Source organism: Amycolatopsis sp. SB7-3 (assembly GCF_041021335.1).
In the GTDB taxonomy this organism is placed as follows: Bacteria; Actinomycetota; Actinomycetes; order Mycobacteriales; family Pseudonocardiaceae; genus Amycolatopsis; species Amycolatopsis japonica.
In genome coordinates, this window is record NZ_JBFPJQ010000002.1 from 1103715 (window position 1) to 1125031 (window position 21317).

Consider the following 21317-nt stretch of genomic DNA (forward strand, 5'->3'; position numbering starts at 1 on the left):
TAAAGCCGTCCGACGGGACCGGTCCCGACGATCAACTCGCTCGCGACGCCTCCTCCCGGTCGACGACCTTGGTGAGGAAGTGCTGCTGCCCCAATGTCCACACGTTGGTGGCCAGGAAGTACAGCAGCACCCCGATCGGCACCGGGAAGAACGATCCCGAGACCAGCATGCCGACCGGCGCCAGGTACATCATCAGCTTGGTGATCCCGGCGGTCTCCGGAGCGGACTGCCGCGCGAGGCCCGATCGCATCGAGAAGAACGTGGCCAGGCTCGCGATCAGCATCAGCGGCACGCCGACGGCGATCATGTGGACGTGGTCCGTGCCGAACGCCGCCAGTTCCGCCGCGGGTTGCGAAAGCCAGTTGCCGAGCTTCGCGCCGAACAGGTCCGCGTTCAGGAACGACTGCACACCGGAGTGGTCGAAGATGTGGTTCGAGGCGGCGCCCGGGGTGAAATCGCGCAGGACCCAGTACAGCGACAGGAACACCGGGAGCTGGATCAACGCCGGGAGACAGCCGCCCAGCGGGTTGGAGCCGCTTTCGGCATGCAGTTTCCGGACCTCTTCCGCCATCCGCCGGCGATCCTTGCCGTACTTCTCCTTGATCCGCCGCATCTCCGGGGCGAGCGCCTGCATGCGGCGGCCCGCACGCAACGCGCTGAGCGCGGGTTTGACCAGCAGGAGACGCAGCGTGAAGACGAGGAACACGATGGACAGCACCCAGGCGACGCCCGAGTCGGGGCTCGACACGGCACCGAAGACCTTGTGCCAGAACCAGAGAATGGCGGAAACGGGGTACAGAAAGACATCGAACATGACCAGGTCACTCCGTCGGTCGAAGGTATGCGGGCAGGAGTGACTGCCACACCTTCGGACGAGAAAGGTCAGGCAGTCGCGATGCCCGGTGACGGAGCCCTGGGCCGGACGCGGCCGCGCGCGTCGGGATCGCGCAGGCTCAGGAACAGCTGCGCGCGTTCGCGCAGGCTGATGGCGCGCACCCGCATCGCGGCGGCCGCCGGTTCCAGGCGGAAATGCACCGCGAGCGCGAGCAGGACGGCGGCGAGGGACGCGGTCAGGGCGGCGGCCAGCCCGAGCGGGTTCGCGACCGCCACCGACGCCGTCAGCGCGGTGGCCAGGCTCAGCGGGTTGATCCCGCCGACGACCGGGAGCACGACGAACAACTCGGGCAGGAACAGCGCAAGCATCAGCTTGAGCCGCACGCCGAAGTAGGTTCGCTCCACGTCGCCGACACTACCGGAGATATTGCGTTGCGTGATCGCCGAGTGCGCGGGCAGTCTGTCGAAATGGGTCACGTGGAAGTCGCACATGTCGATTACCACCTGCCCGACGGACGACTTCTCCTCGACGATGTCTCGTTCCGGGTCGGGGAGGGCAGCGTCTGCGCGCTCGTCGGCGCCAACGGGGCGGGCAAGACGACGTTGCTGCGGCTCATCTCCGGGGAACTCTCCCCCAGCGAGGGCTCGGTGACCATCAGCGGCGGGCTCGGGGTGATGCCCCAGTTCGTCGGGTCGGTACGCGACGAACGGACCGTGCGGGACCTGCTCGTCTCGGTGTCGCCGGACGCGCTCCGCGCCGCCGCTCGTGCCGTCGACGAGACCGAACTCGCCTTGATGGAACGCGACGACGAAGCGAACCAGATGGCGTACGCGCAGGCGCTCGGCGACTGGGGTGACGCTCGCGGCTACGAAGCCGAAGTCGTCTGGGACAAGTGCACGACGGCGGCGCTCAACCTGCCGTACGAGAAGGCGCGCTGGCGCGAGGTGCGCACGCTCTCCGGCGGCGAGCAGAAACGGCTGGTGCTGGAGGCGCTGCTCCTCGGCGGATCCGGTGTCCTCCTGCTCGACGAGCCGGACAACTACCTCGACGTCCCCGGCAAGCAGTGGCTGGAAGAACGGCTGCGTGAGACCCAGAAGACCGTGCTGTTCGTTTCGCACGACCGGGAACTCCTCGCGCGAGCGGCGAAGAAGATCATCAGCGTCGAGCCCGGGCCCGCCGGCGGCGACGTCTGGGTGCACGGCGGCGGCTTCGACACCTATCACCAGGCGCGTGCGGAACGGTTCGAACGGTTCGAGGAGCTCCGCCGCCGGTGGGACGAAAAGCACGCCCAGCTCAAGAAACTCGTCGCCGACATGCGCCAGTACGCCGCGCGCAGCGACGAGATGGCTTCGCGCTACCACGCCGCGCAGACGCGGCTGCGCAAATTCGAGGAGGCCGGAGCGCCCGCCGCTCCACCGCGCGAGCAGAAGATCACCATGCGCCTGCGCGGCGGCCGGACCGGGGTTCGCGCCGTCACCTGCGAAGGACTCGAACTCAGCGGCCTGATGAAACCCTTCGATCTGGAGGTCTTCTACGGCGAACGGGTCGCGGTACTCGGCTCGAACGGCTCCGGAAAGTCGCATTTCCTGCGGCTGCTGGCCGGTGAGGACGTCGCGCACGACGGACGCTGGAAGCTCGGCGCCCGCGTCGTCCCCGGCCATTTCGCGCAGACGCACGCCCATCCCGAACTGCTCGGGCAGACGCTCGTCGACATCCTCTGGACCGGCTACGCGCGAAGCCGGGGGCCGGCGATGAACGTCCTGCGCCGTTACGAACTCGACGGGCAGGGCGATCAGCGGTTCGAGAAGCTGTCCGGCGGGCAGCAGGCGCGGTTCCAGATCCTGCTGCTGGAGATCGGCGGCGCCACCATCTTGCTGCTCGACGAACCGACCGACAACCTCGACCTCGCTTCGGCGGAAGCGTTGCAACAGGCGCTGGAAGCGTACGAAGGCACGACTGTCGCGGTGACGCACGACCGCTGGTTCGCGCGCTCCTTCGATCGGTACCTCGTGTTCGGCTCGGACGGGCAGGTGCGGGAGACGACGGAACCGGTGTGGGACGAACGGCCAGTACAACGCGCTCGCTGACTCACTCGGGTCAGTGATGGCGACACACCAACGGGAAGTGCGTTCGGCGGGTCCGTCGTGTGTTTGAATGCCGCCGCGTGTCCGCATCGTCCCAAGGCTGGAGTTCCCCGTGGAGGCCGCTGCCATCCCCTTCGCCATCGCGGCCCTGTGCTGCGCGGCGTTCCTGGTGAGCTTCCTGCGCGACCGACGCCGGTTGCGGAACGGCTTCTACCTGTTCTTCGCGCTCCTCTTCCTCGGCGTGACGTTCATCGCGCTGCTCGCCTCGGTTTCGCCCGAAGCGGCGGGTTTCGTCGCGGTCGGTGTGATCCTGCTGATCATCCCGACGGTCCTCGCGCTGACGGTCTTCCTGATCTGCAACGGGATCACCATGCTCCGCCGGGAAGGCCGCAGGCTCGCCAACGTCCTTTCGCTGCTGGCGGGGCTCGGCATCTGCGCGCTGATCGTCTTCAACGCCACCGTCACGCAACTGGCCTGGGAACCCCTCGACATCGTCCGGGGCATCCTGAACGGGCTGGTCGTCTACTTCTCGTTCCTGTTCGTCTGCTTCCTCCTGTACTCGATCGTCTACGGCCGCATCCGCACCGAGAAGGGCGTGGATTTCGTGGTCGTGCTGGGTTCGGGACTGCTGGACGGTCACCGCGTCCCGCCGCTGCTGGCCGGGCGCCTGAACCGCGCCCGGCGCGTGATCGACGCCGAAGCCCGCCGCGGCGGGGAACCGATGGTGGTCACCTCGGGCGGGCAGGGACCCGACGAGGACCTGCCGGAGTCTCACGCCATGGCCGGGTATCTGGTCGAGAACGGCGTGCCGAGGGAGCGGATCCTGCTCGAAGACCGGTCGCGGACGACCTTCGAGAACCTCACCTTCAGCGACGAGATCATGCGGCAGCGGAAGGCGGACTACCGCTGCACGGTCGTCACGAACAACTTCCACGTGCTCCGCGCCGCCCTCATCGCCCGCCGCGCGAAGGTGAACGGCCAGGTCATCGGGTCACCGACGGCGTGGTACTTCTGGCCGAGCGCCACCATCCGCGAATTCGTCGCCATCGTGGTGGAGCACAAGTACAAGAACCTGGTGGTGTGCGGGCTGATCGTGCTTTCGCAGGTTTCCCGCGCCTTCTCGTGAGACCGCACTCACGTGATCGAAGCCGGAACTCGCGTGATCAGAGGCGGAACACGCGAGTGCGGCCTCCAATCACGCGAGTCACGTCTCTGATCACGCGAGTCTCGCCTTCGCTCACGCCGGGCCGAATTCCCGCCATCACCACTCAAGCCCGCATGACAAATCCCAGCCATCCGTTTGACAACATCGTTTTCACCGGGCCATCGTCCTGCGCATGAGCGCTTACACCCGGCAGGCGATGGCGCGGCTGTTCGACCGGACGGCGGAGACCTACGACGCCCTCGGGGTCGACTTCTTCGGCACGTTCGCCGGAGAACTGCTCGACCGGGTCGCGCTCGTCCCCGGCGAGCGGGTGCTGGACGTCGGCTGCGGGCGGGGCGCGGTGCTGTTCCCTGCGGCCGAGCGGGTCGGCGCGGGCGGATCGGTGCTGGGGATCGACCTGTCCGCGGAAATGGTCGAGCGCACCGCGAAAGACGTCGAGGATCGCGGCGTCAACGCCTCGGTTTCCCTTATGGACGCCCAAGAACCGACGCTGCCCGACGCAGCCTTCGACGTGGTCCTCGCGTCGTTCGTGGTCTTCTTCCTGCCCGATCCGGTCGCCGGGCTGCGGTCTTGGCATCGTCTCCTCGCGCCCGGCGGTCGGCTGGGCGTGACCACCTTCGGCGCCGACGATCCGCGCTGGGCCGCCGTGCGTGAGGTGTTCAAACCGTTCGTACCGCCGGAGCTGGCCTGGACGCTGGCCATCAGGTCGGGGCTGTTCGCCACCCTCGAAGGTTTCGGCCAGGCCGTGGAGTCGGCGGGCTTCACCGGCGTCACGTCCGTGGAACGCGTCTATCCGGTGAAGTTCGCCGACCCCGGGCACTGGATCACCTGGTCCTGGTCGCACGGCCAGCGGATGTTCTGGGAGCTGATCCCGGAAGACCGCCTCGACGCCGTTCGCCAGGCCGTGCTCGCGGAGCTCGAACCGCTCCGCGAGCCCGACGGGAGCGTGGTGCTGGCGCAGACCGTGCGCTACACCCTCGCCCACCACGAGTGACGGTTCACAACGCGAGCCTCGGCCAGGACGCCGTGTCCCGCGAAAGCTGCCGGTCGTGCGTCGCGATCACCACCGCGGCCGGCGTCGTCCCGAGCGCGACGGTCAGCTCGTCGACGAGCGTGGCGGACAGGTGGTTGGTCGGTTCGTCCAGCAGCACGACGTGCGGGCGACCGGCCAGTACGAGCGCCAGGTCCAGCCGGCGCCGGGCGCCGACCGACAGTTCGGCCACCGGCCGGTTGCGGTCGTAACCGCCGAGCAGGCCCAGTTCGCCCAGCCCCGGACCGGAGATCCCCGACCTGGCGAGCCGTTCGTCGTACAGCTCCATCGCCGTCCGCCTGCCCGGCAGGTCGGATTCCTGTCCCAGCCGCCCGATCCTCGCCGATCGGGAGCGGGTGACCGTGCCCGTGTCCGGTTCCAGTTCCCCGGCCAGCACGCTCAGGAGCGTCGATTTGCCCGCTCCGTTGCGGCCGGTGACCACCAGCCGGTCGCCGCTTTCCAGCGCCACGTCGACCGGACGCGCCAGCCGTCCGGCCACCGTCACCCCGGCGGCTCGGAGTAGGACAGCGCCTCCGTGTGACGGCAAGTCCGGCATGGAGAACCGGGCGGGCGGCGGCGGGACGGCCACCACGTGCCCGGCCAGTTCTTCCTGCCGCCGGTGGACCGCGCGGACCAGTCCGGGCGCGCGGGTGGCACGGACATGCCTGCCGGTGCCCTTGGGCGGGCGCCAGTTGTCCCGCAACCGGTTCCGGGCGGCGGACAGGTCGTCGGCCAGCCGTTGCCGTTCGGCGATCTGCTCGGCGTGCTCGGACTCCCAGCGGGCGCGTTCGGCTCGGCGGGCCTCGACATGACTCGCGTACCCGCCGCCGTGGACGCGCGGCCTGCCGTCGCTCGACGGATCGAGGTCGATCACCGTGGTGGCGACGTCCGCGAGCAACGCCCGGTCATGGCTGACCAGCACGACCACCCCCGGGTGCGCGAGCAACCGCTCGGTGAGGTGTTCGAGGCCCGCCGCGTCGAGATGGTTCGTCGGTTCGTCGAGCAACAGGACCGGATGCCCGGCGCCGAGCAGGCACGCGAGCCGGACCCGGTGGCGTTGCCCGACCGAGAGTGTCCCGAGTGGACGGTCGCGGTCGTCCACGGCGTTCAAGGCCGCCAACGACACTTCGACGCGCCTGTCCGCGTCCCACGCGTCGAGGGCTTCGGCCTGTTCCAGCGCGGCGGCGAAAACGTCGTCCGCGCCCGGAAGGCCCTCGCTGAGTGCTTCGGTGGCGGCCTCGAGGCGGCTCAGCGCATCGCGGACGGCGGCGAGTTCGAGGTCGATCAGCGCGCCGACGGTGTCGGCCGCGCCGAGCGGGATCTGCTGATCGGCGACGCCGACCGAACCCGAGCGATGCACCTCGCCGCGATCAGCGGCCAGGTCACCGGCGAGCACCCGGAGAAGAGTGGTCTTGCCGCGACCGTTCTCCCCGACGATGGCGACCCGGTCCCCGGCCGCGGCGACGAGATCGACGCCGGAGAGCACGGGCCGTCCTCCGAAGGAGAGGTGGACGCCGGACAGGCGGACGTGCGCCGCGCGCACAGGCGCGGGCGAGAGAGGGGATGACATGAAGGAACTGCCTCCGGTGAAGGTGATGAGCAGGAAGAACGAACTCCGGTGCCGCGGCTCGCGGTACCGGTGGAGGCGTCGTTCCTCAGAGGAAGAACAGGTGCTGCATCACGCTCACGAGGGTAGGACACGGCCGGAAGCCCCCGCATCCGATTTTCGGAACCACACGTTCGCGCCATCCCCCAGGCGCGCTCGCCACCTCCCGGACACCCGCTTCCACCTGCGACGCGGCGTCGTGCCTAGCCCGCGAACGTCGCTTCAAACCACCACTTTCCGGGGTCACCCACAGGTGCACCACGACGGTTGCCATGATCACCGGCCCGGCCGACGGTGGGCTTCTCAGCAGCATCTTTCGAGAGGAGCAGGACCGATGGCGAAGACCATGCAGCCGCAGGAACTCATCGACAGTGCCGTGGTCGACCCGACCGGCAACAAGCTCGGGAAGGTGGGCAACGTCTACCTCGCCGACGCGACGCGCCAGCCGGAATGGATCACCGTCAAAACGGGCCTGTTCGGCACCAAGGAGAGTTTCGTCCCGCTCTCGGGAGCGCACGCGGACAAGGAAGGCGTGCACGTCCGCGTCGACAAGGACGCGGTCACCGACGCGCCCCGGATCGAGGCCGACGGCCACTTGTCCGCGGAGGAGAGCGCGCAGCTGTACCGGCATTACGGGCTCCCGATGCCGCGGACGTCGCCGGACGGCCGGATGGACGACCGGACGCAGGGCCAGGGCGACGCGGGCCGCGGCAAGGCGGGTATGGCGGGCATGGACCCGGGCACGCGTGCGGATTCCGGCCGGAAGGATCGGGACGCCGAGCGCACGATGACGCGGTCCGAGGAACGGCTGAACGTCGGCACCGAGCAGGTCGAGACCGGCCATGTCCGGCTGCGCAAGTACGTCGTCACCGAGGAGCAGCAGGTCACCGTCCCGGTCAGCCACGAGGAGGTCCGGATCGAGCGGGAACCGATCACGAAGCCGGGCGGTGAGCGGGCCGAGATCGCCGAGGACGAACAGGAAGTCGTGCTGCACGCCGAGAAACCGGTGGTGGACAAGGAAACCGTCGCGGTCGAGCGGGCGAGGCTCAAGACCGAGACCGTCACCGAGGACCAGACGATCTCCGGCAAGGTCCGCAAGGAACAGTTCGAGGTCGTCGACGACGAGGGCAAGCACCGCAAGTCGTGACCTGGGGCGGGCCGCCCGGGTTCAGCGCATGCGCCGGACGCGGGCGGCCGCGACCACGAAACCGGTCGCCACGGCACCCGCGATCGAGCAGCCGACGCCGAACAGGACCGCGGGCTCGTGCACCCTCAGCACCGAGACGCAGAGCCACGCCGTCGCGCCGAACAGCAGGCCGAGCACCGGCCCGCCGACGAGCGCGCCCCGCCAGCGATGTCCGTTGCGGATGGTCCGCAGCCCGGATTCCAGGTACGCCAAGGCGAACAGGGCGAGGATCAGGCTGCCGGCGCCGAGCGCGCTCGCGAGCGGATGCTGGTCGGTGACGACGGTGAAGGTCCGCGGCACGCCGTCCGCGGTCAGGGTCGCGGTGACGGCGCCGCCGGCGATCCACCGGGTGAGACCGGGAAAAGCGAGATCGGCACGGAAGCCCTCGCCCTCGGGTTTCGGGACCGCCGACGCGGAACCGAGTGGGATCCCGGCGGCGGAAAGGGCGAGGGTGATCTGGCCGGGGTTCCCCTCCCCCGTCACCGCGAACGTCTTGCTGAGGTCGAGGGACGCCGACGAGGCCGCGACGCCGTCGATCTTCAGCGTCGTGGCCTCGTGCGGCAACCGTTCCGGCGTGAGCAGGGTGAGCACCACGAGCACGATCGCGGCGACGGCCGCAGCCAGCCGCAACCAGAGCACCGAGCCCGGACGTTTCCCCGGTTCGAGTTCCGCGCGGGTCGCCGACAGCGTCGGATCCGGTGTGGGACGCCGGACCGGCCGGGTCGGCCCATCTCCGGCGGGCACCGCCGCGCCGATCGCGGAGATCACCCTCGGGGTGAGGTGCCGCACCGGCACGCGAGAGCGTTCGAGCCAGCCCGGCCCGTACACGGCGGTGGCGGCGGAGGCGAGGTCGGCGGCGAAGGTCTCCGCGTCGCGGTACCGGGAGTCGAGTTCGCGCGAGAGGCTGCGCATGACGACCCCGGCGAGCGGTGACGGCACGCCGTCGATCGGGCGCGGATCGGTGAACATGTGCTGGCGCATCATGCTGATCGCGCCACGGGTGTTGTCGAACGGCAGCTTCCCGGACAGCAGTTCGTAGAGCACCGTGCCCGCCGAGTAGACGTCCGCCGCCGGGCTCAGCGCGTTGCCCATCGCCTGCTCGGGCGCGATGTAGGCGGGTGTGCCGAGGACTTCGCCGCCGTGCGTGACGAGGGTGGCGCCCTCGCTGATCACCTTCGCGATGCCGAAGTCGGCCACCTTCATCACGCCTTGCGTGGTGAAGAGCAGGTTCTTCGGTTTGACGTCGAGATGCAGCACGCCCGCTTCGTGCGCCGCGTGGAGCCCGGCGAGCATCGCCAGCCCGATCGCGCAGGCCTGTTCCCCGCCGATCTCGCCGCTGTGGAACCGGCTGTGCACCGTGCCGCCGTCGAGCCTTTCCATCACCATCAGGTGTTCACGGCCGGTGCGCACGTAGTCGTACACGGGCACGATGTGCGGATGGTCGAGGCTGGCCAGCACGCGCGCTTCGCGGTCGAAGAGCTCGCTGCTGACGGCGTGGTTCAGCACGTCCCACGGCAGCTGTTTGATGGCGACGTCGCGCCGTAGTGAACGGTGGACACCGGCGAAGACGACCCCCATCCCGCCCTGGCCGATCGCGGGCCCGATCTCGTACTGCGGCAGCGCGGCGACGACCTCGGCGGGTGCGCTCATCGGTTGAATTCCTTGGTGCCGTCGGGAAAGCGGACCGTCTCGTCGCCGCTGGAGCCCGGCTCGGGATGCGGGGTCAGGTAGCCGAGCAGGAAGGCGATCACGGCGGCGCCGAGGACCACCGGGATCTCGATCGCCGGCTCCGGCGGGACGAGCCGCAGCACCGACAGCGAGACGACGGCGACGAGCCCGGTGCCGAATCCGGCAGGCAGGAAACGCAGGCCGCGCCGCCACCGGTTGGCGGGAAGGCGGTGGCGGGCCAGCGCGAGCAGGGCGGTCAGCCACGCCAGCACGGTCAGCACGAGCATCGCGAGCCCGAAAGCGCCGTAGACGGACCAGAAGGATCCGCGGATGTCCGCGACGGTGGTCGCCTCGCCGAGCGTTTCGCGCTGCGCGTCGAGCAGTTCGACCGTCGACGGGAGCAGTCCGATCGCCTGACCGGAGAGATCCGCCATGTCAAGCACGAAGGTCCTGGTGACCCGGCTGTGCGCGGGGACCTCGAACGGCGCCGTGGTGTCGTAGGCGAAGAAGGTCAGGGCCAGCGCCACCCCGGACACCCGGACGCTGCGGACCTTGACCGAGGTCCCACCACTGTTGGTGGCCGTGACGGTGAGCTCGACCTGTTTCGCCGGATCGACCATGACCGTGGCGTTGGCGATCGGCTGGTCATCGAGGGTGACCGCCAGGTCGAGCCTGCCGTCGAGGACATCGTCCGCATTGGCCGGTGGTGAGCCCAAGAGGACCGCGCACAGCCCCAACGCAACCCCTGCCGCGATGACACGTCCCATTTTGCGCATCCCCTGTTTTCCTCGGCCGACTGGTCCGGAATGCTACAGCGAGTACTTACCGGAGAGGGACGTCCCAATGCGTATCGTGGTTCGCCTGATATTCGGCACCGTGACCGGGTTGTTGTTCCTGCTTTCCCAGGTGGGGACGGGAAACGCGCAGCAGTCCCCTTATCAGTCCACGGTTGGTTTGAAACCTTCGAGCGGACCCGCCGGGAGTTCTTTCACCATTTCCTGGAATTTCTCCCCGTGCAAAGGACCTATTTCTTTCACGTGGGAAGGAACGGCCATCACGTCGGTCGGTGCCCCCAGCGGACAGGTCGGGGCGACCGTTCCGGGCAACGCGACCCCCGGTGGCCACACCGTCACCGGCACCTGCACGAACGCGCGGACCGGACAGCCGCTGACCGGGAACGCGACCTTCCGCGTGACCGGGACCGTGACCACGGCGCCTCCGACGACGAAGGTGCCTCCGACGACCAAGCCGTCGGTCCCGGTGACCACCCCGACCAGACCGGGAACGACCACCACGCCGACCACTCCCGTGACCACGACGACGCCGCCCACCACGACGCCACCGTCCACAACGGACACTCCCCCGCCGCCGACGGACGTCCCGTCGACGAGCAGCACCCCGCCGGGCCCGAACGACCTGGTCCTCGACCGGCCGAGCGTGCAGCCCGGCGACGCGCTGTCCGCGACGGGCAAGGGCTGCACACCCGGCGAACGCGTCACGCTGACGTCGGACGGCGAACGCGTCGGTGGCGCCTACGCCGACGGCACCGGCGCCTTCACCGCGGCCGTCGAGTTCACCCGGATCGAGGCAGGCAGGCACACCGTCGTCGCGGACTGCGGGGTGCGGCTGACCGGCGCCGTCGAGCAGGTCGTGACCAGTTCGTCCGGCGGGCACAGCGGCACCCTGGTGGTGCTGGTGTTCTTCGTGCTGGCCGGGATCACCGTGATCCGTTTCCCCTGAGCTCAGCGGGGAAGCTTCACCACGGTGACGAAGAAGTTGTCGATCTGGCGGACCACGTCGATGAACCGGTCGAAGTCGACCGGCTTGGTGACATAGGCGTTGGCGTGCAGGTCGTAGCTGCGGAGGATGTCCTCTTCGGCTTCGGAAGTGGTGAGCACGACCACCGGGATGGTACGCAGCTCCGGCGACGCCTTGACCTCGCTGAGCACCTCACGGCCGTCCTTGCGGGGCAGGTTCAGGTCGAGCAGGATCAGCCCCGGACGTTCCGCGTCCTCGAACGGCGCTTCCCTGCGCAGGAACTGCAAGGCCTGCTCGCCGTCGGAGACGACCGAAAGGGTGTTGCGGATCTTGTGGTGCTCGAACGCCTCCTGCGTCATGAGAACGTCGCCGGGGTCGTCTTCGACCAGCAGGATGTGGATCGGCTCCAAGGACTCGGTCATGCTTGCTCGTTTCCTTCGTCGGGGTTCGGGGTGGCGGGCAGGGTGAAGCAGAACCGGGTCCCCGACGGCACACTGGTGTCCAGCCAGATCCTCCCGCCGTGGTGTTCGACGATCTTGCGGCACAGGGCCAGGCCGATCCCCGTACCCGGGTATTCGCCGCGGCCGTGCAGCCGCTGGAAGATCACGAAGATGCGCTCGGCGTACTCGTCGCTGATGCCGATCCCGTTGTCGGTGACGGAGAACCGCCAGTCCTCGCCGTCCGGCTCCGCGGAGATCTCGATCTCCGGCGGCTCCTCGCCGCGGAACTTGATCGCGTTGCCGACGAGGTTCTGGAAGACCGCCGTCAGCAGGGATTTCTCCCCGCGTACAGCGGGAAGCTCGCCGTGGGTGACCCGGGCGCCGGACTCGGCGACCGCGTCTTCGAGGTTGCCCAGCGCGGCGTCCAGCAGGTCCTCGGACTCCAGCAGGACACTTTCCCCCGGGCGGCGACCGACGCGGGAGAAGGCGAGCAGATCGTTGATCAGCGCCTGCATCCGTTTCGCGCCGTCGACGGCGAAACCGATGTACTGGTCCCCGCGTTCGTCCAGTTTTCCCTGGTACCGCTTCTGAAGCAGCTGGCAGAAACTGGCCACCTTGCGCAGTGGCTCCTGGAGGTCGTGCGACGCGACGTAGGCGAACTGCTCCAGGTCCGAATTCGACCGCTCCAGCTCACGGGTCCGGGTCACGATCAGCTCCTGCGCCCGCTCCAGCAGCGCGACCTCGTCGAGGATCCGCGAGCGCAGCGACTCCACATCGGACGCCAGCTCCCGCATCTCCTTCGGACCGGAGCCGCGGACCTCCCGATGGACGTCGGTCTGCGCGACATCCCGGACCTCGGTGGCCAGCTGACGGATCGGCTTGATCAGTTTCCGGTGCAGGACAAGGAAGACCAGCGCGAACGCGGCACAGAGCAGCACCGCGATCACGATGAGCATGGCCCGCAGGACCTCGGCGGCGGCCGACAGGTCTTCCCGTGCGTCCAGCCGGTCGGCCTCCAGGCGGTTCTGCAACACGCTCAGGGCCGCGCGGACCTGGTCGAACAGCGGTTTGCTCGCGTCCACCTGTGCGCCGGTGGCCGGTGCGCCGGCGAGCACGGGTTCGATGACCGTCCTTCGCCAGGTCGCGGCGGCGCTCAGCACCCGATCCAGATCGGCACCGATCGCGGTACCGGGGACGGCGCCGAGTCGCCGCAACTCGGCGACGGCCGCGTCCTGGGCCCTCAAACCGTCCCGGTACGGCTCCAGGAACTCGGGACGTCCGGCCAGGATGTAGCCGCGGACACCGGTCTCCTGGTTCAGCATCGCCGTCGAGAGCGAGGTGGACTGCAGCACCTGCGGACCGGTGACGTCCAGCAGCCTGGCGCGCGAATCGGTGAGGTTCGTCAAGGCCAGGGCGCCGGCCACGATCGCGCTCCCGAGCAGCAGACCGGCGATCACCCCGGACAACACCGCCCAGCGGCTGATCGACCAAACGGGCTTCGTCACGACGGCTCACCGGAATCGAACGTGAGCAACGCCAGCGCGACGTCGTCGTCCAGCGGACCGCCGTGCAGGACGTCCATCTCGCTGATCAGGTGATCGAGTGCCGCGGCGGAACCGCCCTCGGCGTCCAGGCTGTTCAGCGCGGCGGCGGCCATCCGTTCGAGCCCGACGCGTTCCCCGCTGCCTTCGACCCGTCCTTCGAAAAGGCCGTCGGTGTACAGCAGCAGTGACCATCGCGGTCCCATCGGCACCGTCAGCTCTCGCCATCCCGCACCCGGCGCCACGCCGAGCGGCGGGCCGAGTTTTTCCCTGGACAGCAGCCTGCCGCCCGAGTCGTCGACCAGAAGCGGCTGCGGATGACCGGCCAGTGTCATCTTCAGCGAGCGGCGGTCCGGGGCGACGGTGATCATGCAGACGGTGGCGAACAGCGGCCCCAAGGCCTCGTGCCGCAGCATTTCCTCCACCAACGCCAGTGTTCCCGCCATCGGCAGCCCGGCGAGCACGACCGAACGCCACGCGATCCGCAGCGCGACACCGAGCGCCGCTTCGTCCGGGCCGTGTCCGCACACGTCCCCGATGACCAGCTGCAGGGTGCCGTCGGGGAGTTCGACGGCGTCGTAGAAGTCGCCGCCCAGCAAGGCCCCGTTCCGGCCGGGCCGGTATCGCACCGCGAGCCCGAGCCGGGGATCGGTCACCAGCGGGGTCGGCAGCAGGCCGCGTTCGAGGCGCGCGTTCTCCCTCGCCAGCAACTGATGCTGCAGGAGTTGCTGCTCGATGCGTTCGGCACGGCTGCGTTCCCAGGAATACCGGAGGGTCCGCGCCAGGAGCCTGCCGTCGACATGCTGTTTGACCAGATAGTCCTGGGCACCCGCGCCCAGCGCCGCCACCCCGGTGGCCTCGTCCTCCTGACCGGTCAGGACGATCACCGCGGTCGACGGCGCGTGCTGCCGGAGCCTGGTCAGACCGGTCAGGCCCGTCGCGTCCGGAAGCTGGAGATCCAGGAGCACACAGTCGGCGGTGATCGGCCGCGCGAGTGCCCGTTGGAGCGTCGTCACCCTGTCGAGGACGACCTGTTCCAGGTTTTCGACGGCGTCCGCGAGCATCTCTTCGACCAGGAGCGCGTCGCCGTCGTCGTCCTCGACCAGCAGGACATGCAACCGGGTCGGCTGGGTGGAAGGTCTACGTGGCGGGGATTGCTCGCCGTGACGCACGGCGTTGGACACGGACAGCCACCTTTCCTCACCGGCTTTTCCGGCGTGCGAACAGAAGACGGCTGTCTTCTCAACCACCGGGAGCGTACCGGCCGTACGGGACATGCCGCCGGTCCGGACCACCGACACGCCAGGTTTCCCACGGTCAGGGATCGCGTGGCGGCCGGGGCGGACGCATCGCCGCGCCCACCAGGACCAGCGCGGCCAGGAAGAGGGCGGCGACCGCCAGATCGATCAGGAAGCCGACGACGAGTCCGGTGATCATCGCTCACTCCTGTGCCGTCCGGGCGGCTTCGCGACGGCGTGCGTACAGGCTGGTGAACGAGACCGTGACGAGGACGGCGATGATCACGCCCAGCGAGGCCGGGGTCGGGACCTGCGGCACCGACGGCCAGATCCCGTGAGCCCAGTGCAGGACCAACTTCACGCCGATGAAGGCGAGGATGATCGCGAGGCCGTGGTTCAGGTGGACCAGCTTCGCGAGCGCCGTGTGGAGCACGAAGTACAAGGCACGCAAGCCCATCAGGGCGAAGGCGTTGGTGGCGAACACGAGGTACGGGTCTTCGGTGATGCCGTACACCGCGGGCACGGAATCGACCGCGAACACCACGTCGGTCGCGAAGACCGCGACGACCACGACCGCCAGCGGGGTGAGCGCGCGGCGTCCGTGTTCACGCACGATCAGCCGGGTGCCGCGGTAGTCGTCCGTGACCGGCATCAGCTTGCGCAGCAACCGGACCGACCGCAGCTGCGAAAGGTCCAGCTCGCTCTGACCGCCGGACATGGCCTCGCGCAGGATCTTGACCGCCGAAGCGAACAGGATGACGCCGAAGACGAGGAACGCCCAGGTTCCCGCCGAAAGCATCGCGGCACCGGCCGCGATGAACACGCCGCGGAGCACCAGCGCGCCCACGATGCCGTACAGCAGCACACGTTGCTGCACCTCGGCCGGGACCGCGAAGGCGGCGAGCAACAGCATGAAGACGAACAGGTTGTCGACCGACAGGGATTTCTCGACGACGAACCCGGTCATGAACTCGAGCGCCTGACCGCCGCCGAACTCGAGCCACAACCAGAGCCCGAACACCACCGGAAGCGCCAGGTAGAAGACCGACCAGCCGGCGGCCTCCCGCATCGAAACCTCGTGCGGACGCCGGGTCACCGCGAAATCGGCGACGAGCAGTGCCAGCAGCACGGCGATGCTGATCGCCCACAACGCCGGCGATCCCACGGTTGCCACGGACTCGGGCATGAAGCCTCCTCGAACTCGAAGTTCGAGGTCTCCTTCACCCCGGTGGGGCGGCCTCCCGGGGACATCGGCGGGATGTCCGTACTGACCGGGCAGGCTCTTGGGAAGTACTCCCCTCGTCGGTCCAGTATCGCATTTAGTAAAGAGATATTAAAGCGGGGGTCAAGCCGGGCCCTCCCGCAAGACGCCGCGCACCGCGTCGACGGACAGGTCGCCCCAGGGGAATTCGGCCATCCACCAGGTCGCGCCCGCCCGTTCATAGGGCGCGAGATCCGTACCCGCGGGCACCCCGATGGCGAAGTCGTACGGCGTCTCGTCGCCTTCGCGCAGCGCGGTGATCGTCTCGACCGCCTCGGCGAACTCGTCCGCGTGCGGCAGGTTCACCGGGAAGAACCCGTCGTACCGCGCGGCCCGGCGCATCGGCTTCGTCTTCCCCGGGAAACCGGCCAGCCACACGGGTACCGGACGCGCGGGGCGAGGCAGGAAGGTGATGTCGTCGACCGTGTAGTGCACGCCGTGGTGCCGAACGGGCTCGCCGGACCAAGCGGCGGTGAGGATCTCGAGCGACTCGTCGAGCATCTCGGCGCGCTTGCGATCGTCCGGTTCGTCGCCGGTCCTCGAGAACTCCTCGCCGAAGCGGTCGCTGCCGAGCCCCGCGCCGAGGATCAGCCGTCCGCCGCTCAGCCGGTCCAACGTGGCCGTCTCGCGGGCGAGCTTGACCGGACGGCGGCGGGCCAGCGGCGTGACCATCGGGCCGAAGGCGAGGTTCTCGGTGGCGGACGCGACGGCGGCGAGGGTGATCCACGGATCGGCGATCGCGCGCACCGGCTCGCGCCAGCGGATGTGGTCCCAGACGAACAAGCCGTGCCAGCCCGCTTCTTCGGCTTCGGCGGCGAGACGCGCGACGATCACCGGGTCGGCCAGGTCGTCGAAAATCGGCAGCCAGAGTGCTGAGCGCAGAGTCATGCCTGCGACCGTACGGACCGGCACCGACAGTCGGGGCGGTTTCCGGCGTCGGACGTCGGCCGGTCCCGCCGCGAGACGTCCGGCTGGACACGCGTGTCGTCCATTCAGTCACGCGTGTCGTCCGTCTGATCACATGTGTTGCCCAGGTTGACAGCCCCACTAGAGTTCAACCAGGGCATTGATTAACCTCTCGGTTGAATAACTGCGGAAGAGAACCACGATGACCGACCTGACGATCACCCGTCTCCTCGACGCGCCGCGCGAGCTCGTCTTCCGCGTGTGGACCGATCCGGACCATCTCGCCCGGTGGTGGGGCCCGGCCGGCTTCACCAGCAAGTCCTGCACGGTCAACCTCACCGAGGGCGGTAAGTGGCGCACCTGCATCAGCGACGGCGAGACCGTGCTGTGGATGTCAGGCGTCTACCACGAGATCGTCCCGCCGGAGCGGCTCGTCTTCAGCTTCGCCTGGGAGGAGCCGGAAGGCTTCCGCGGGCACGACACCCTCGTCACGGTCGACTTCTCCGACCTCGACGGCAAGACGGAAATGTCGTTCCACCAAGCGATCTTCGAGACCGTGGCGGAGCGCGACAGCCACGTCGAAGGCTGGCAGTCCTGCTTCGGCCGCCTCACGGAGTATGTAGCAGATGTGAGCGGTCGATGAGATCACTCATGGCCCGCTGAAACTCGCTTCGCCGTTTCTCGCTCCATCCGTCGGTCAGCTGATCGAAAACCTGTTCCTGCCAGCGGTGGGCCTGGTCGAGCATGACCCGGCCCACCGCGGTGAGCGAAACCTCGCGACGACGCCCATCGCTCCGCGAAGTCTCCATGGTCAGTTGCCCCGCCTCGATCGCGGCCTTGACCAGCCGAGACGCACCGCTCTGATCGAGGCCGATCTCGACGGCGATCGCGTTCACCGTCGTCGCGGCCCCGCGCTCGGCGAGGGAGTGGGCCGCCTCACAGACGAGGACGAGACGCCCCTGGTCGGCGACGGCCGCGGTCCGGCGCGACCAGTGCCGCACGAAGGCGAACAGGGCCTGGCCCGGACCTGGGGCGCTCATTCGGTCGCCGCCATCTCGCGGCAGAGGTACGCCAGTTCGAGCGCGGACTTCAGATCGGGCAGCCGGAGCGCCGCGGTGACCTTGCCGCCGCCCACCCGGAACACGGTCGCCACCCGCGTCGGCCCCGCGCTTTCGGGCCAGGTCGCGTCCTCCTCCACCACCATCAGGCGATCACTGACGGGATGCCACGATCGCGGCTTCAGCCTGATCCCCGACCGATCCACCCAGTCGGCGAACTGCGCGGACGTGATCGGCCCGGCGCCCTTCGGCCCGAGGACCACGACGGGATCCCCGACCGCGGCCGCCGATCGCCTCAGGTCGCCTGCGTTGACGCTCTCGTGCCACTCGTTGATCGCCGCTTCGAGTTCCATGGCTCAACTATATGCGAATCGCATACATTTAGCCCACCTCCCGCAGTACCTGCCGGGCCCGCGCCACGCCGTCCTCCTCCCGTAGCCGCGCCGCGACGTACTGCGCCCCGCGGCGGAACAGGAGGTTGCCGGACAGCTCCAGCAGCCGCGCGGTCAGCGAGTCCGCGGTCAGCTCCCGCAGCGGCAGTGGACGCGGCCCTGCGCCGAGTCGAAAGACGCGGTCGCCCCAGTACGGCTGGTCGGAGAAGACCGGGCAGACCAGTGAGGGAACGCCCGCGCGCAACGCGGCCGCGGTCGTGCCCGCGCCACCGTGGTGCACCACCGCCGCGGTGCGCGGGAACAGCCACGCGTGTGGAACATCCCCGACGGTCAGCAGATCGTCTTCGTCGGCGCCGGCATCGGTGCCGAGCAGACCGCGCAACCCCATCCGGCGCAACGCCGTGCGGACGGCCGTGAACGTCCGCTCCGCCTCCGACGGACGCATGCTGCCGAAACCGACATACACCGGAGGCGGTCCCGAAGCGAGGAAATCCCGCAGGCGCGGGTCCGGCCGCCAGGCGGCGGGCGCCTCGAGGAACCAGTAGCCGGTGACGTGGACCCGCGCGGGCCAGTCCTTCGGCCGGGGCACCACGGCGTCGGAAAACCCGCACAGCACCGGGGTTTCCGTCCGCCGCGGCCCACGCAAACCGGCCGAGGGCAGGCCGAGTGACCGCTCGCGCCACCGGTCCACCTCCGGCCGGAGCACCTGCCACGCGACGGTGTCGACGGCGCGGAAGCTCAGCCGCCTGCCGCACGGCCCGGTCTTGGCCGCCCACGGCACCAGCGGATGCGCGAAAGCCCCTGTCGGAACGCTGGGCTGGTAGTGCAGTTCGACGTCGGGAACACCGAGCGACGCGCCCAGATGCGCGCCGAGGAATCCCAGCGTCGGGGCGAGTACGAGGTCCGCTCCCGCCGATCCCTGGTGGACGTCGGCCAGCAGACGCTCCATCACCGGGGCCAGCGCGCCGCGCAACCCGCGCAGGAAGGTCGCGGACGTGCGCCCCTCCGTCCATTCGCGTCCGCCGTCCGAACCGAGGATCTCCGCGGGATCGGCCGAGAGCGGGGCGAAATCCAGGCCGTGCGAGGTCACCAGGGTCCGGAACCGTTCGGCCGCCAGCACCCGCACCCGATCGCCGTCGAGACCACGCCCCAAGGCGATACACGGCTGGACGTCGCCCCGAGAGCCGGGAGCGACGATCACGACGAGCCGGCTCATCGCTTCGCCGCCGTCAGCCGGTAACGGAGACGGAACGGCAGGTTCGCCAGCACGGCGGCGATCCGCGCGTCCCTGCCCACCAGATACCGCGGCGCGAAACGGCGTGCGGTCAGCGCGTGGACCACGACCCGCGCCGCCCGCTCGGGCGGCACCCCGTTCCGCGCGGACCGCTCGGCACTGCGCTCGGCCTCGTCCAATTGCGCCGCATACCTTTTCCGCGCGGCTTCCGGCAGTGCGGCACGCACCTCTTCGGCGGCGGCGCGGGCACGCGGCCAGATCGAGGTGGCGACGGCGCCGGGTTCGACGAGGATAACGCCGATCCCGGACGGGGCCAGCTCGGCGCGCAGGCTGTCGGTCAACCCGACCAAGGCGAACTTCGACGTGTGATACGGCCCGACCATCGGCCCCGCGATCCGCCCGCCCATCGACCCGACCGTGACGACCCTGGCACCGGTCGCGGCGCGCAGCGCGGGCAGCATCGCCTGCGTGACGGCCAGCTGACCGGTGACGTTGACCTCCAGCTGCTGCCGGAAATCGTCGAGCGGGACGTGTTCCAACGGTCCCGGCCGGGCCATCCCGGCGTTGTTCACCAGTCCACGCAACGGGCCCGCCGCCGCGACCTTCTCCCCGCAGTCCGCGATCGACGCCGGATCCCGCAGATCCATCCGCAGCACGGTGACCGCCTCGCCGAAGGTCCGCGCGAGGTCCGTTTCATCCGCGTCGGTGCGGACACTGGCCCAGACGTGGGCGTCCCGCCGGACGAGTTCGGCCACGCAAGCCCGGCCGATCCCGCTCGACGCCCCGGTGACCACAAAGGACGGACGGGTCACGACGCCTCCCCCGCCTTCACCGGCGCGGCGAGGGCACGCAGCATCCGCGGCCACGTCTTGTGCAACTGGTCCTGCCAGTACGCCCAATGATGCGTGCCCGCCCCGTAGAAGTCGGTCATGACCGGGACACCGAGCCGGTTCAGCCGGTCGGCCATCGCGGTGGTCTGCCCGGAGCAGAGGAATTCGAGCAGCATGGCGCCGGGCAGCACGTCGATCGGGAGCTTGCCGTCGAACGGCCCCGGGAGGCCGTTGCCCGTCGAGAGGTACAGCTCGGTGCCACGCAGGCGGTCGGCGTTCACCAGCGGGTCGTGCGCGTCCCAGCGCGACGCCTCTCGACGACGGTCACCCCAGAGCGCTTCGGGGTCTTGCCGGGCGGAGGCGACGATCGCACTGGTGAGCAGCTCGCCGTATGGACCCGTGGGGTTGAGGTTGCCGCTGAACGATCCGGCGAACCGGAACACCCCCGGCCGCCGGGCGGCGAGTTCGACCGCGCCGTAGCCGCCGAGTGACAGCCCCGCCGCCACTCGGCGACCGTCGCCGCGATAGCCGCGATCGATCAGCTGCGGGATCTCGACGGCGGTGAAGGTCTCCCATTGATTGAGCACGACGTTCTTGCCGTAATTCCACCAGTCGGAAAAGAACCCCGCCGAACCGGAGCCCGGCATCACCACCAGCGCGCCGGAGTCGTCGGCGAGCTTCCGGATGTCGGTGTTGGCGGTCCAGCCGCGATAGTCCTGCAGCCGTGTCTCCCCGGCGAGCAGGTACACCGCCGGCCACTTCCGGTCCGGCTCGGTGGCCCACCCCGACGGCAGGATCAGCCGGACCATCGCGTAACTCCCGACGCCGACCGAGCGCACGGTGAGGTCCAGCATCCGCGGATCACCGTCCACAGTGGTCTGGGCCACGACGTGCGAGCCGTCGTCGGCCTTGGCGTCCGGGACACCGCTTTCGGCCCGCGCCGGGGCCGCGACGACGCCCGGCAGCAGGCAGGTGACGGCCACGACCGCCCACAGCCGCCTCGAAATATTGCGCATACGTAATCCTTTGTCCCGGTCGTTCGACAGAATTCGAAAATGTGACGGCGATTACCCGAGAAAGAAAAT

At 69.4% G+C, this 21317-nt stretch carries 22 protein-coding genes; 6 read left to right on the forward strand and 16 right to left on the reverse strand.

The window, feature by feature from the left end:
* Positions 1-31 precede the first annotated feature (31 nt).
* Positions 32-814 carry a membrane protein insertase YidC gene (gene yidC / locus AB8M46_RS23245; protein WP_394361552.1) on the reverse strand — a complete coding sequence of 261 codons (783 nt, stop codon included), beginning with the start codon at positions 812-814 and terminating at the stop codon, positions 32-34.
* A 68-nt stretch (positions 815-882) separates the two neighbouring features.
* On the reverse strand, positions 883-1239 hold the full coding sequence (locus AB8M46_RS23250; RefSeq protein WP_016335128.1) for a DUF6412 domain-containing protein: 357 nt from the start codon (positions 1237-1239) through the stop codon (positions 883-885).
* Between the two features lie 63 nt (positions 1240-1302).
* On the opposite strand from AB8M46_RS23250, the gene AB8M46_RS23255 reads away from it, so the two are divergent.
* The 3 genes from AB8M46_RS23255 to AB8M46_RS23265 all read left to right on the forward strand — a co-directional run bounded on the left by AB8M46_RS23255 (position 1303) and on the right by AB8M46_RS23265 (position 5078).
* Positions 1303-2922: an ATP-binding cassette domain-containing protein gene (locus tag AB8M46_RS23255; RefSeq protein WP_350599033.1), complete on the forward strand. Its 1620-nt coding sequence runs from the start codon at positions 1303-1305 to the stop codon at positions 2920-2922.
* 109 nt (positions 2923-3031) lie between these two features.
* Positions 3032-4045, forward strand: coding sequence for a YdcF family protein (locus AB8M46_RS23260; RefSeq protein ID WP_081975836.1), 1014 nt, complete (start codon positions 3032-3034; stop codon positions 4043-4045).
* A gap of 211 nt (positions 4046-4256) precedes the next feature.
* Positions 4257-5078: a class I SAM-dependent methyltransferase gene (locus AB8M46_RS23265; RefSeq protein WP_394361553.1), complete on the forward strand. Its 822-nt coding sequence runs from the start codon at positions 4257-4259 to the stop codon at positions 5076-5078.
* A gap of 4 nt (positions 5079-5082) precedes the next feature.
* Here AB8M46_RS23265 and AB8M46_RS23270 read toward each other — a convergent pair whose 3' ends face one another.
* Complete coding sequence (locus AB8M46_RS23270) at positions 5083-6684, reverse strand: ABC-F family ATP-binding cassette domain-containing protein (RefSeq protein ID WP_394361554.1); 1602 nt, start codon at positions 6682-6684, stop codon at positions 5083-5085.
* A gap of 370 nt (positions 6685-7054) precedes the next feature.
* Here AB8M46_RS23270 and AB8M46_RS23275 point away from each other — a divergent pair, with 370 nt between their 5' ends.
* Positions 7055-7867: a DUF2382 domain-containing protein gene (locus AB8M46_RS23275; protein ID WP_394361555.1), complete on the forward strand. Its 813-nt coding sequence runs from the start codon at positions 7055-7057 to the stop codon at positions 7865-7867.
* Between the two features lie 21 nt (positions 7868-7888).
* Here the strand turns inward: AB8M46_RS23275 and AB8M46_RS23280 are convergent, their stop codons facing one another.
* The 3 genes from AB8M46_RS23280 to AB8M46_RS23290 form a co-directional block, all read right to left on the reverse strand.
* The gene (locus AB8M46_RS23280) at positions 7889-9556 is read right to left on the reverse strand and encodes a serine/threonine-protein kinase (RefSeq protein WP_394361556.1); all 1668 of its coding nucleotides are present in this window, start codon (positions 9554-9556) and stop codon (positions 7889-7891) included.
* Positions 9553-10341 (reverse strand): hypothetical protein, encoded by a 789-nt coding sequence (locus tag AB8M46_RS23285; RefSeq protein ID WP_394361557.1) that lies wholly within the window; start codon positions 10339-10341, stop codon positions 9553-9555. Before AB8M46_RS23285 ends, AB8M46_RS23280 begins: the two co-directional genes overlap by 4 nt.
* Before the next feature lie 171 nt (positions 10342-10512).
* Positions 10513-11055, reverse strand: a complete 543-nt coding sequence (locus AB8M46_RS23290) for a hypothetical protein (protein ID WP_394361558.1) — start codon at positions 11053-11055, stop codon at positions 10513-10515.
* Here AB8M46_RS23290 and AB8M46_RS23295 point away from each other — a divergent pair.
* Positions 11012-11314, forward strand: a complete 303-nt coding sequence (locus AB8M46_RS23295; protein WP_172843588.1) for a hypothetical protein — start codon at positions 11012-11014, stop codon at positions 11312-11314. The two genes, AB8M46_RS23290 and AB8M46_RS23295, sit on opposite strands and share 44 nt — an antisense overlap.
* Positions 11315-11316: 2 nt before the next feature.
* On the opposite strand, the gene AB8M46_RS23300 is transcribed toward AB8M46_RS23295, so the two are convergent.
* The 5 genes from AB8M46_RS23300 to AB8M46_RS23320 form a co-directional block, all read right to left on the reverse strand.
* Positions 11317-11754, reverse strand: a complete 438-nt coding sequence (locus tag AB8M46_RS23300) for a response regulator (RefSeq protein ID WP_038512078.1) — start codon at positions 11752-11754, stop codon at positions 11317-11319.
* Entirely contained in the window at positions 11751-13277 is a 1527-nt protein-coding gene (locus tag AB8M46_RS23305; protein WP_394361559.1) for an ATP-binding protein, read from the reverse strand. The genes AB8M46_RS23300 and AB8M46_RS23305 overlap by 4 nt, the downstream gene beginning before the upstream one ends.
* A complete protein-coding gene (locus AB8M46_RS23310) occupies positions 13274-14497 on the reverse strand; it encodes a PP2C family protein-serine/threonine phosphatase (RefSeq protein WP_394361560.1) in 1224 nt (407 codons plus the stop codon). Before AB8M46_RS23310 ends, AB8M46_RS23305 begins: the two co-directional genes overlap by 4 nt.
* 256 nt (positions 14498-14753) lie before the next feature.
* Positions 14754-15737 carry a TerC/Alx family metal homeostasis membrane protein gene (locus tag AB8M46_RS23315; RefSeq protein WP_394361561.1) on the reverse strand — a complete coding sequence of 328 codons (984 nt, stop codon included), beginning with the start codon at positions 15735-15737 and terminating at the stop codon, positions 14754-14756.
* 159 nt (positions 15738-15896) lie between these two features.
* Positions 15897-16700 carry an LLM class flavin-dependent oxidoreductase gene (locus AB8M46_RS23320; RefSeq protein ID WP_394361562.1) on the reverse strand — a complete coding sequence of 268 codons (804 nt, stop codon included), beginning with the start codon at positions 16698-16700 and terminating at the stop codon, positions 15897-15899.
* Positions 16701-16920: 220 nt separating this feature from the next.
* Here AB8M46_RS23320 and AB8M46_RS23325 point away from each other — a divergent pair, with 220 nt between their 5' ends.
* Positions 16921-17361: an SRPBCC domain-containing protein gene (locus AB8M46_RS23325; protein WP_394361563.1), complete on the forward strand. Its 441-nt coding sequence runs from the start codon at positions 16921-16923 to the stop codon at positions 17359-17361.
* Here the strand turns inward: AB8M46_RS23325 and AB8M46_RS23330 are convergent.
* Genes AB8M46_RS23330 through AB8M46_RS23350 form a run of 5 tightly spaced genes read right to left on the reverse strand, consistent with a single transcriptional unit; the run spans position 17327 to position 21248 of the window.
* Positions 17327-17758, reverse strand: a complete 432-nt coding sequence (locus AB8M46_RS23330) for a MarR family winged helix-turn-helix transcriptional regulator (protein WP_394361564.1) — start codon at positions 17756-17758, stop codon at positions 17327-17329. The genes AB8M46_RS23325 and AB8M46_RS23330 overlap by 35 nt on opposite strands.
* Positions 17755-18129, reverse strand: coding sequence for a hypothetical protein (locus AB8M46_RS23335; RefSeq protein ID WP_394361565.1), 375 nt, complete (start codon positions 18127-18129; stop codon positions 17755-17757). The genes AB8M46_RS23330 and AB8M46_RS23335 overlap by 4 nt, the downstream gene beginning before the upstream one ends.
* 28 nt (positions 18130-18157) lie before the next feature.
* Entirely contained in the window at positions 18158-19384 is a 1227-nt protein-coding gene (locus AB8M46_RS23340) for a glycosyltransferase (RefSeq protein WP_394361566.1), read from the reverse strand.
* Positions 19381-20214 (reverse strand): SDR family NAD(P)-dependent oxidoreductase, encoded by an 834-nt coding sequence (locus tag AB8M46_RS23345; protein ID WP_394361567.1) that lies wholly within the window; start codon positions 20212-20214, stop codon positions 19381-19383. The genes AB8M46_RS23340 and AB8M46_RS23345 overlap by 4 nt, the downstream gene beginning before the upstream one ends.
* The gene (locus AB8M46_RS23350) at positions 20211-21248 is read right to left on the reverse strand and encodes an alpha/beta hydrolase (RefSeq protein ID WP_394361568.1); all 1038 of its coding nucleotides are present in this window, start codon (positions 21246-21248) and stop codon (positions 20211-20213) included. Before AB8M46_RS23350 ends, AB8M46_RS23345 begins: the two co-directional genes overlap by 4 nt.
* Positions 21249-21317 lie beyond the last annotated feature (69 nt).

Bases quoted from the DNA above. Each gene is read 5' to 3' on its own strand.
- yidC (WP_394361552.1), bottom strand. From the start codon at position 814: ATGTTCGATGTCTTTCTGTACCCCGTTTCCGCCATTCTCTGGTTCTGG.
- AB8M46_RS23255 (WP_350599033.1), top strand. From the start codon at position 1,303: ATGGGTCACGTGGAAGTCGCACATGTCGATTACCACCTGCCCGACGGA.
- AB8M46_RS23265 (WP_394361553.1), top strand. From the start codon at position 4,257: ATGAGCGCTTACACCCGGCAGGCGATGGCGCGGCTGTTCGACCGGACG.
- AB8M46_RS23270 (WP_394361554.1), bottom strand. From the start codon at position 6,684: ATGTCATCCCCTCTCTCGCCCGCGCCTGTGCGCGCGGCGCACGTCCGC.
- AB8M46_RS23275 (WP_394361555.1), top strand. From the start codon at position 7,055: ATGGCGAAGACCATGCAGCCGCAGGAACTCATCGACAGTGCCGTGGTC.
- AB8M46_RS23280 (WP_394361556.1), bottom strand. From the start codon at position 9,556: ATGAGCGCACCCGCCGAGGTCGTCGCCGCGCTGCCGCAGTACGAGATC.
- AB8M46_RS23285 (WP_394361557.1), bottom strand. From the start codon at position 10,341: ATGGGACGTGTCATCGCGGCAGGGGTTGCGTTGGGGCTGTGCGCGGTC.
- AB8M46_RS23300 (WP_038512078.1), bottom strand. From the start codon at position 11,754: ATGACCGAGTCCTTGGAGCCGATCCACATCCTGCTGGTCGAAGACGAC.
- AB8M46_RS23315 (WP_394361561.1), bottom strand. From the start codon at position 15,737: ATGCCCGAGTCCGTGGCAACCGTGGGATCGCCGGCGTTGTGGGCGATC.
- AB8M46_RS23320 (WP_394361562.1), bottom strand. From the start codon at position 16,700: ATGACTCTGCGCTCAGCACTCTGGCTGCCGATTTTCGACGACCTGGCC.
- AB8M46_RS23325 (WP_394361563.1), top strand. From the start codon at position 16,921: ATGACCGACCTGACGATCACCCGTCTCCTCGACGCGCCGCGCGAGCTC.
- AB8M46_RS23330 (WP_394361564.1), bottom strand. From the start codon at position 17,758: ATGAGCGCCCCAGGTCCGGGCCAGGCCCTGTTCGCCTTCGTGCGGCAC.
- AB8M46_RS23335 (WP_394361565.1), bottom strand. From the start codon at position 18,129: ATGGAACTCGAAGCGGCGATCAACGAGTGGCACGAGAGCGTCAACGCA.
- AB8M46_RS23340 (WP_394361566.1), bottom strand. From the start codon at position 19,384: ATGAGCCGGCTCGTCGTGATCGTCGCTCCCGGCTCTCGGGGCGACGTC.
- AB8M46_RS23350 (WP_394361568.1), bottom strand. From the start codon at position 21,248: ATGCGCAATATTTCGAGGCGGCTGTGGGCGGTCGTGGCCGTCACCTGC.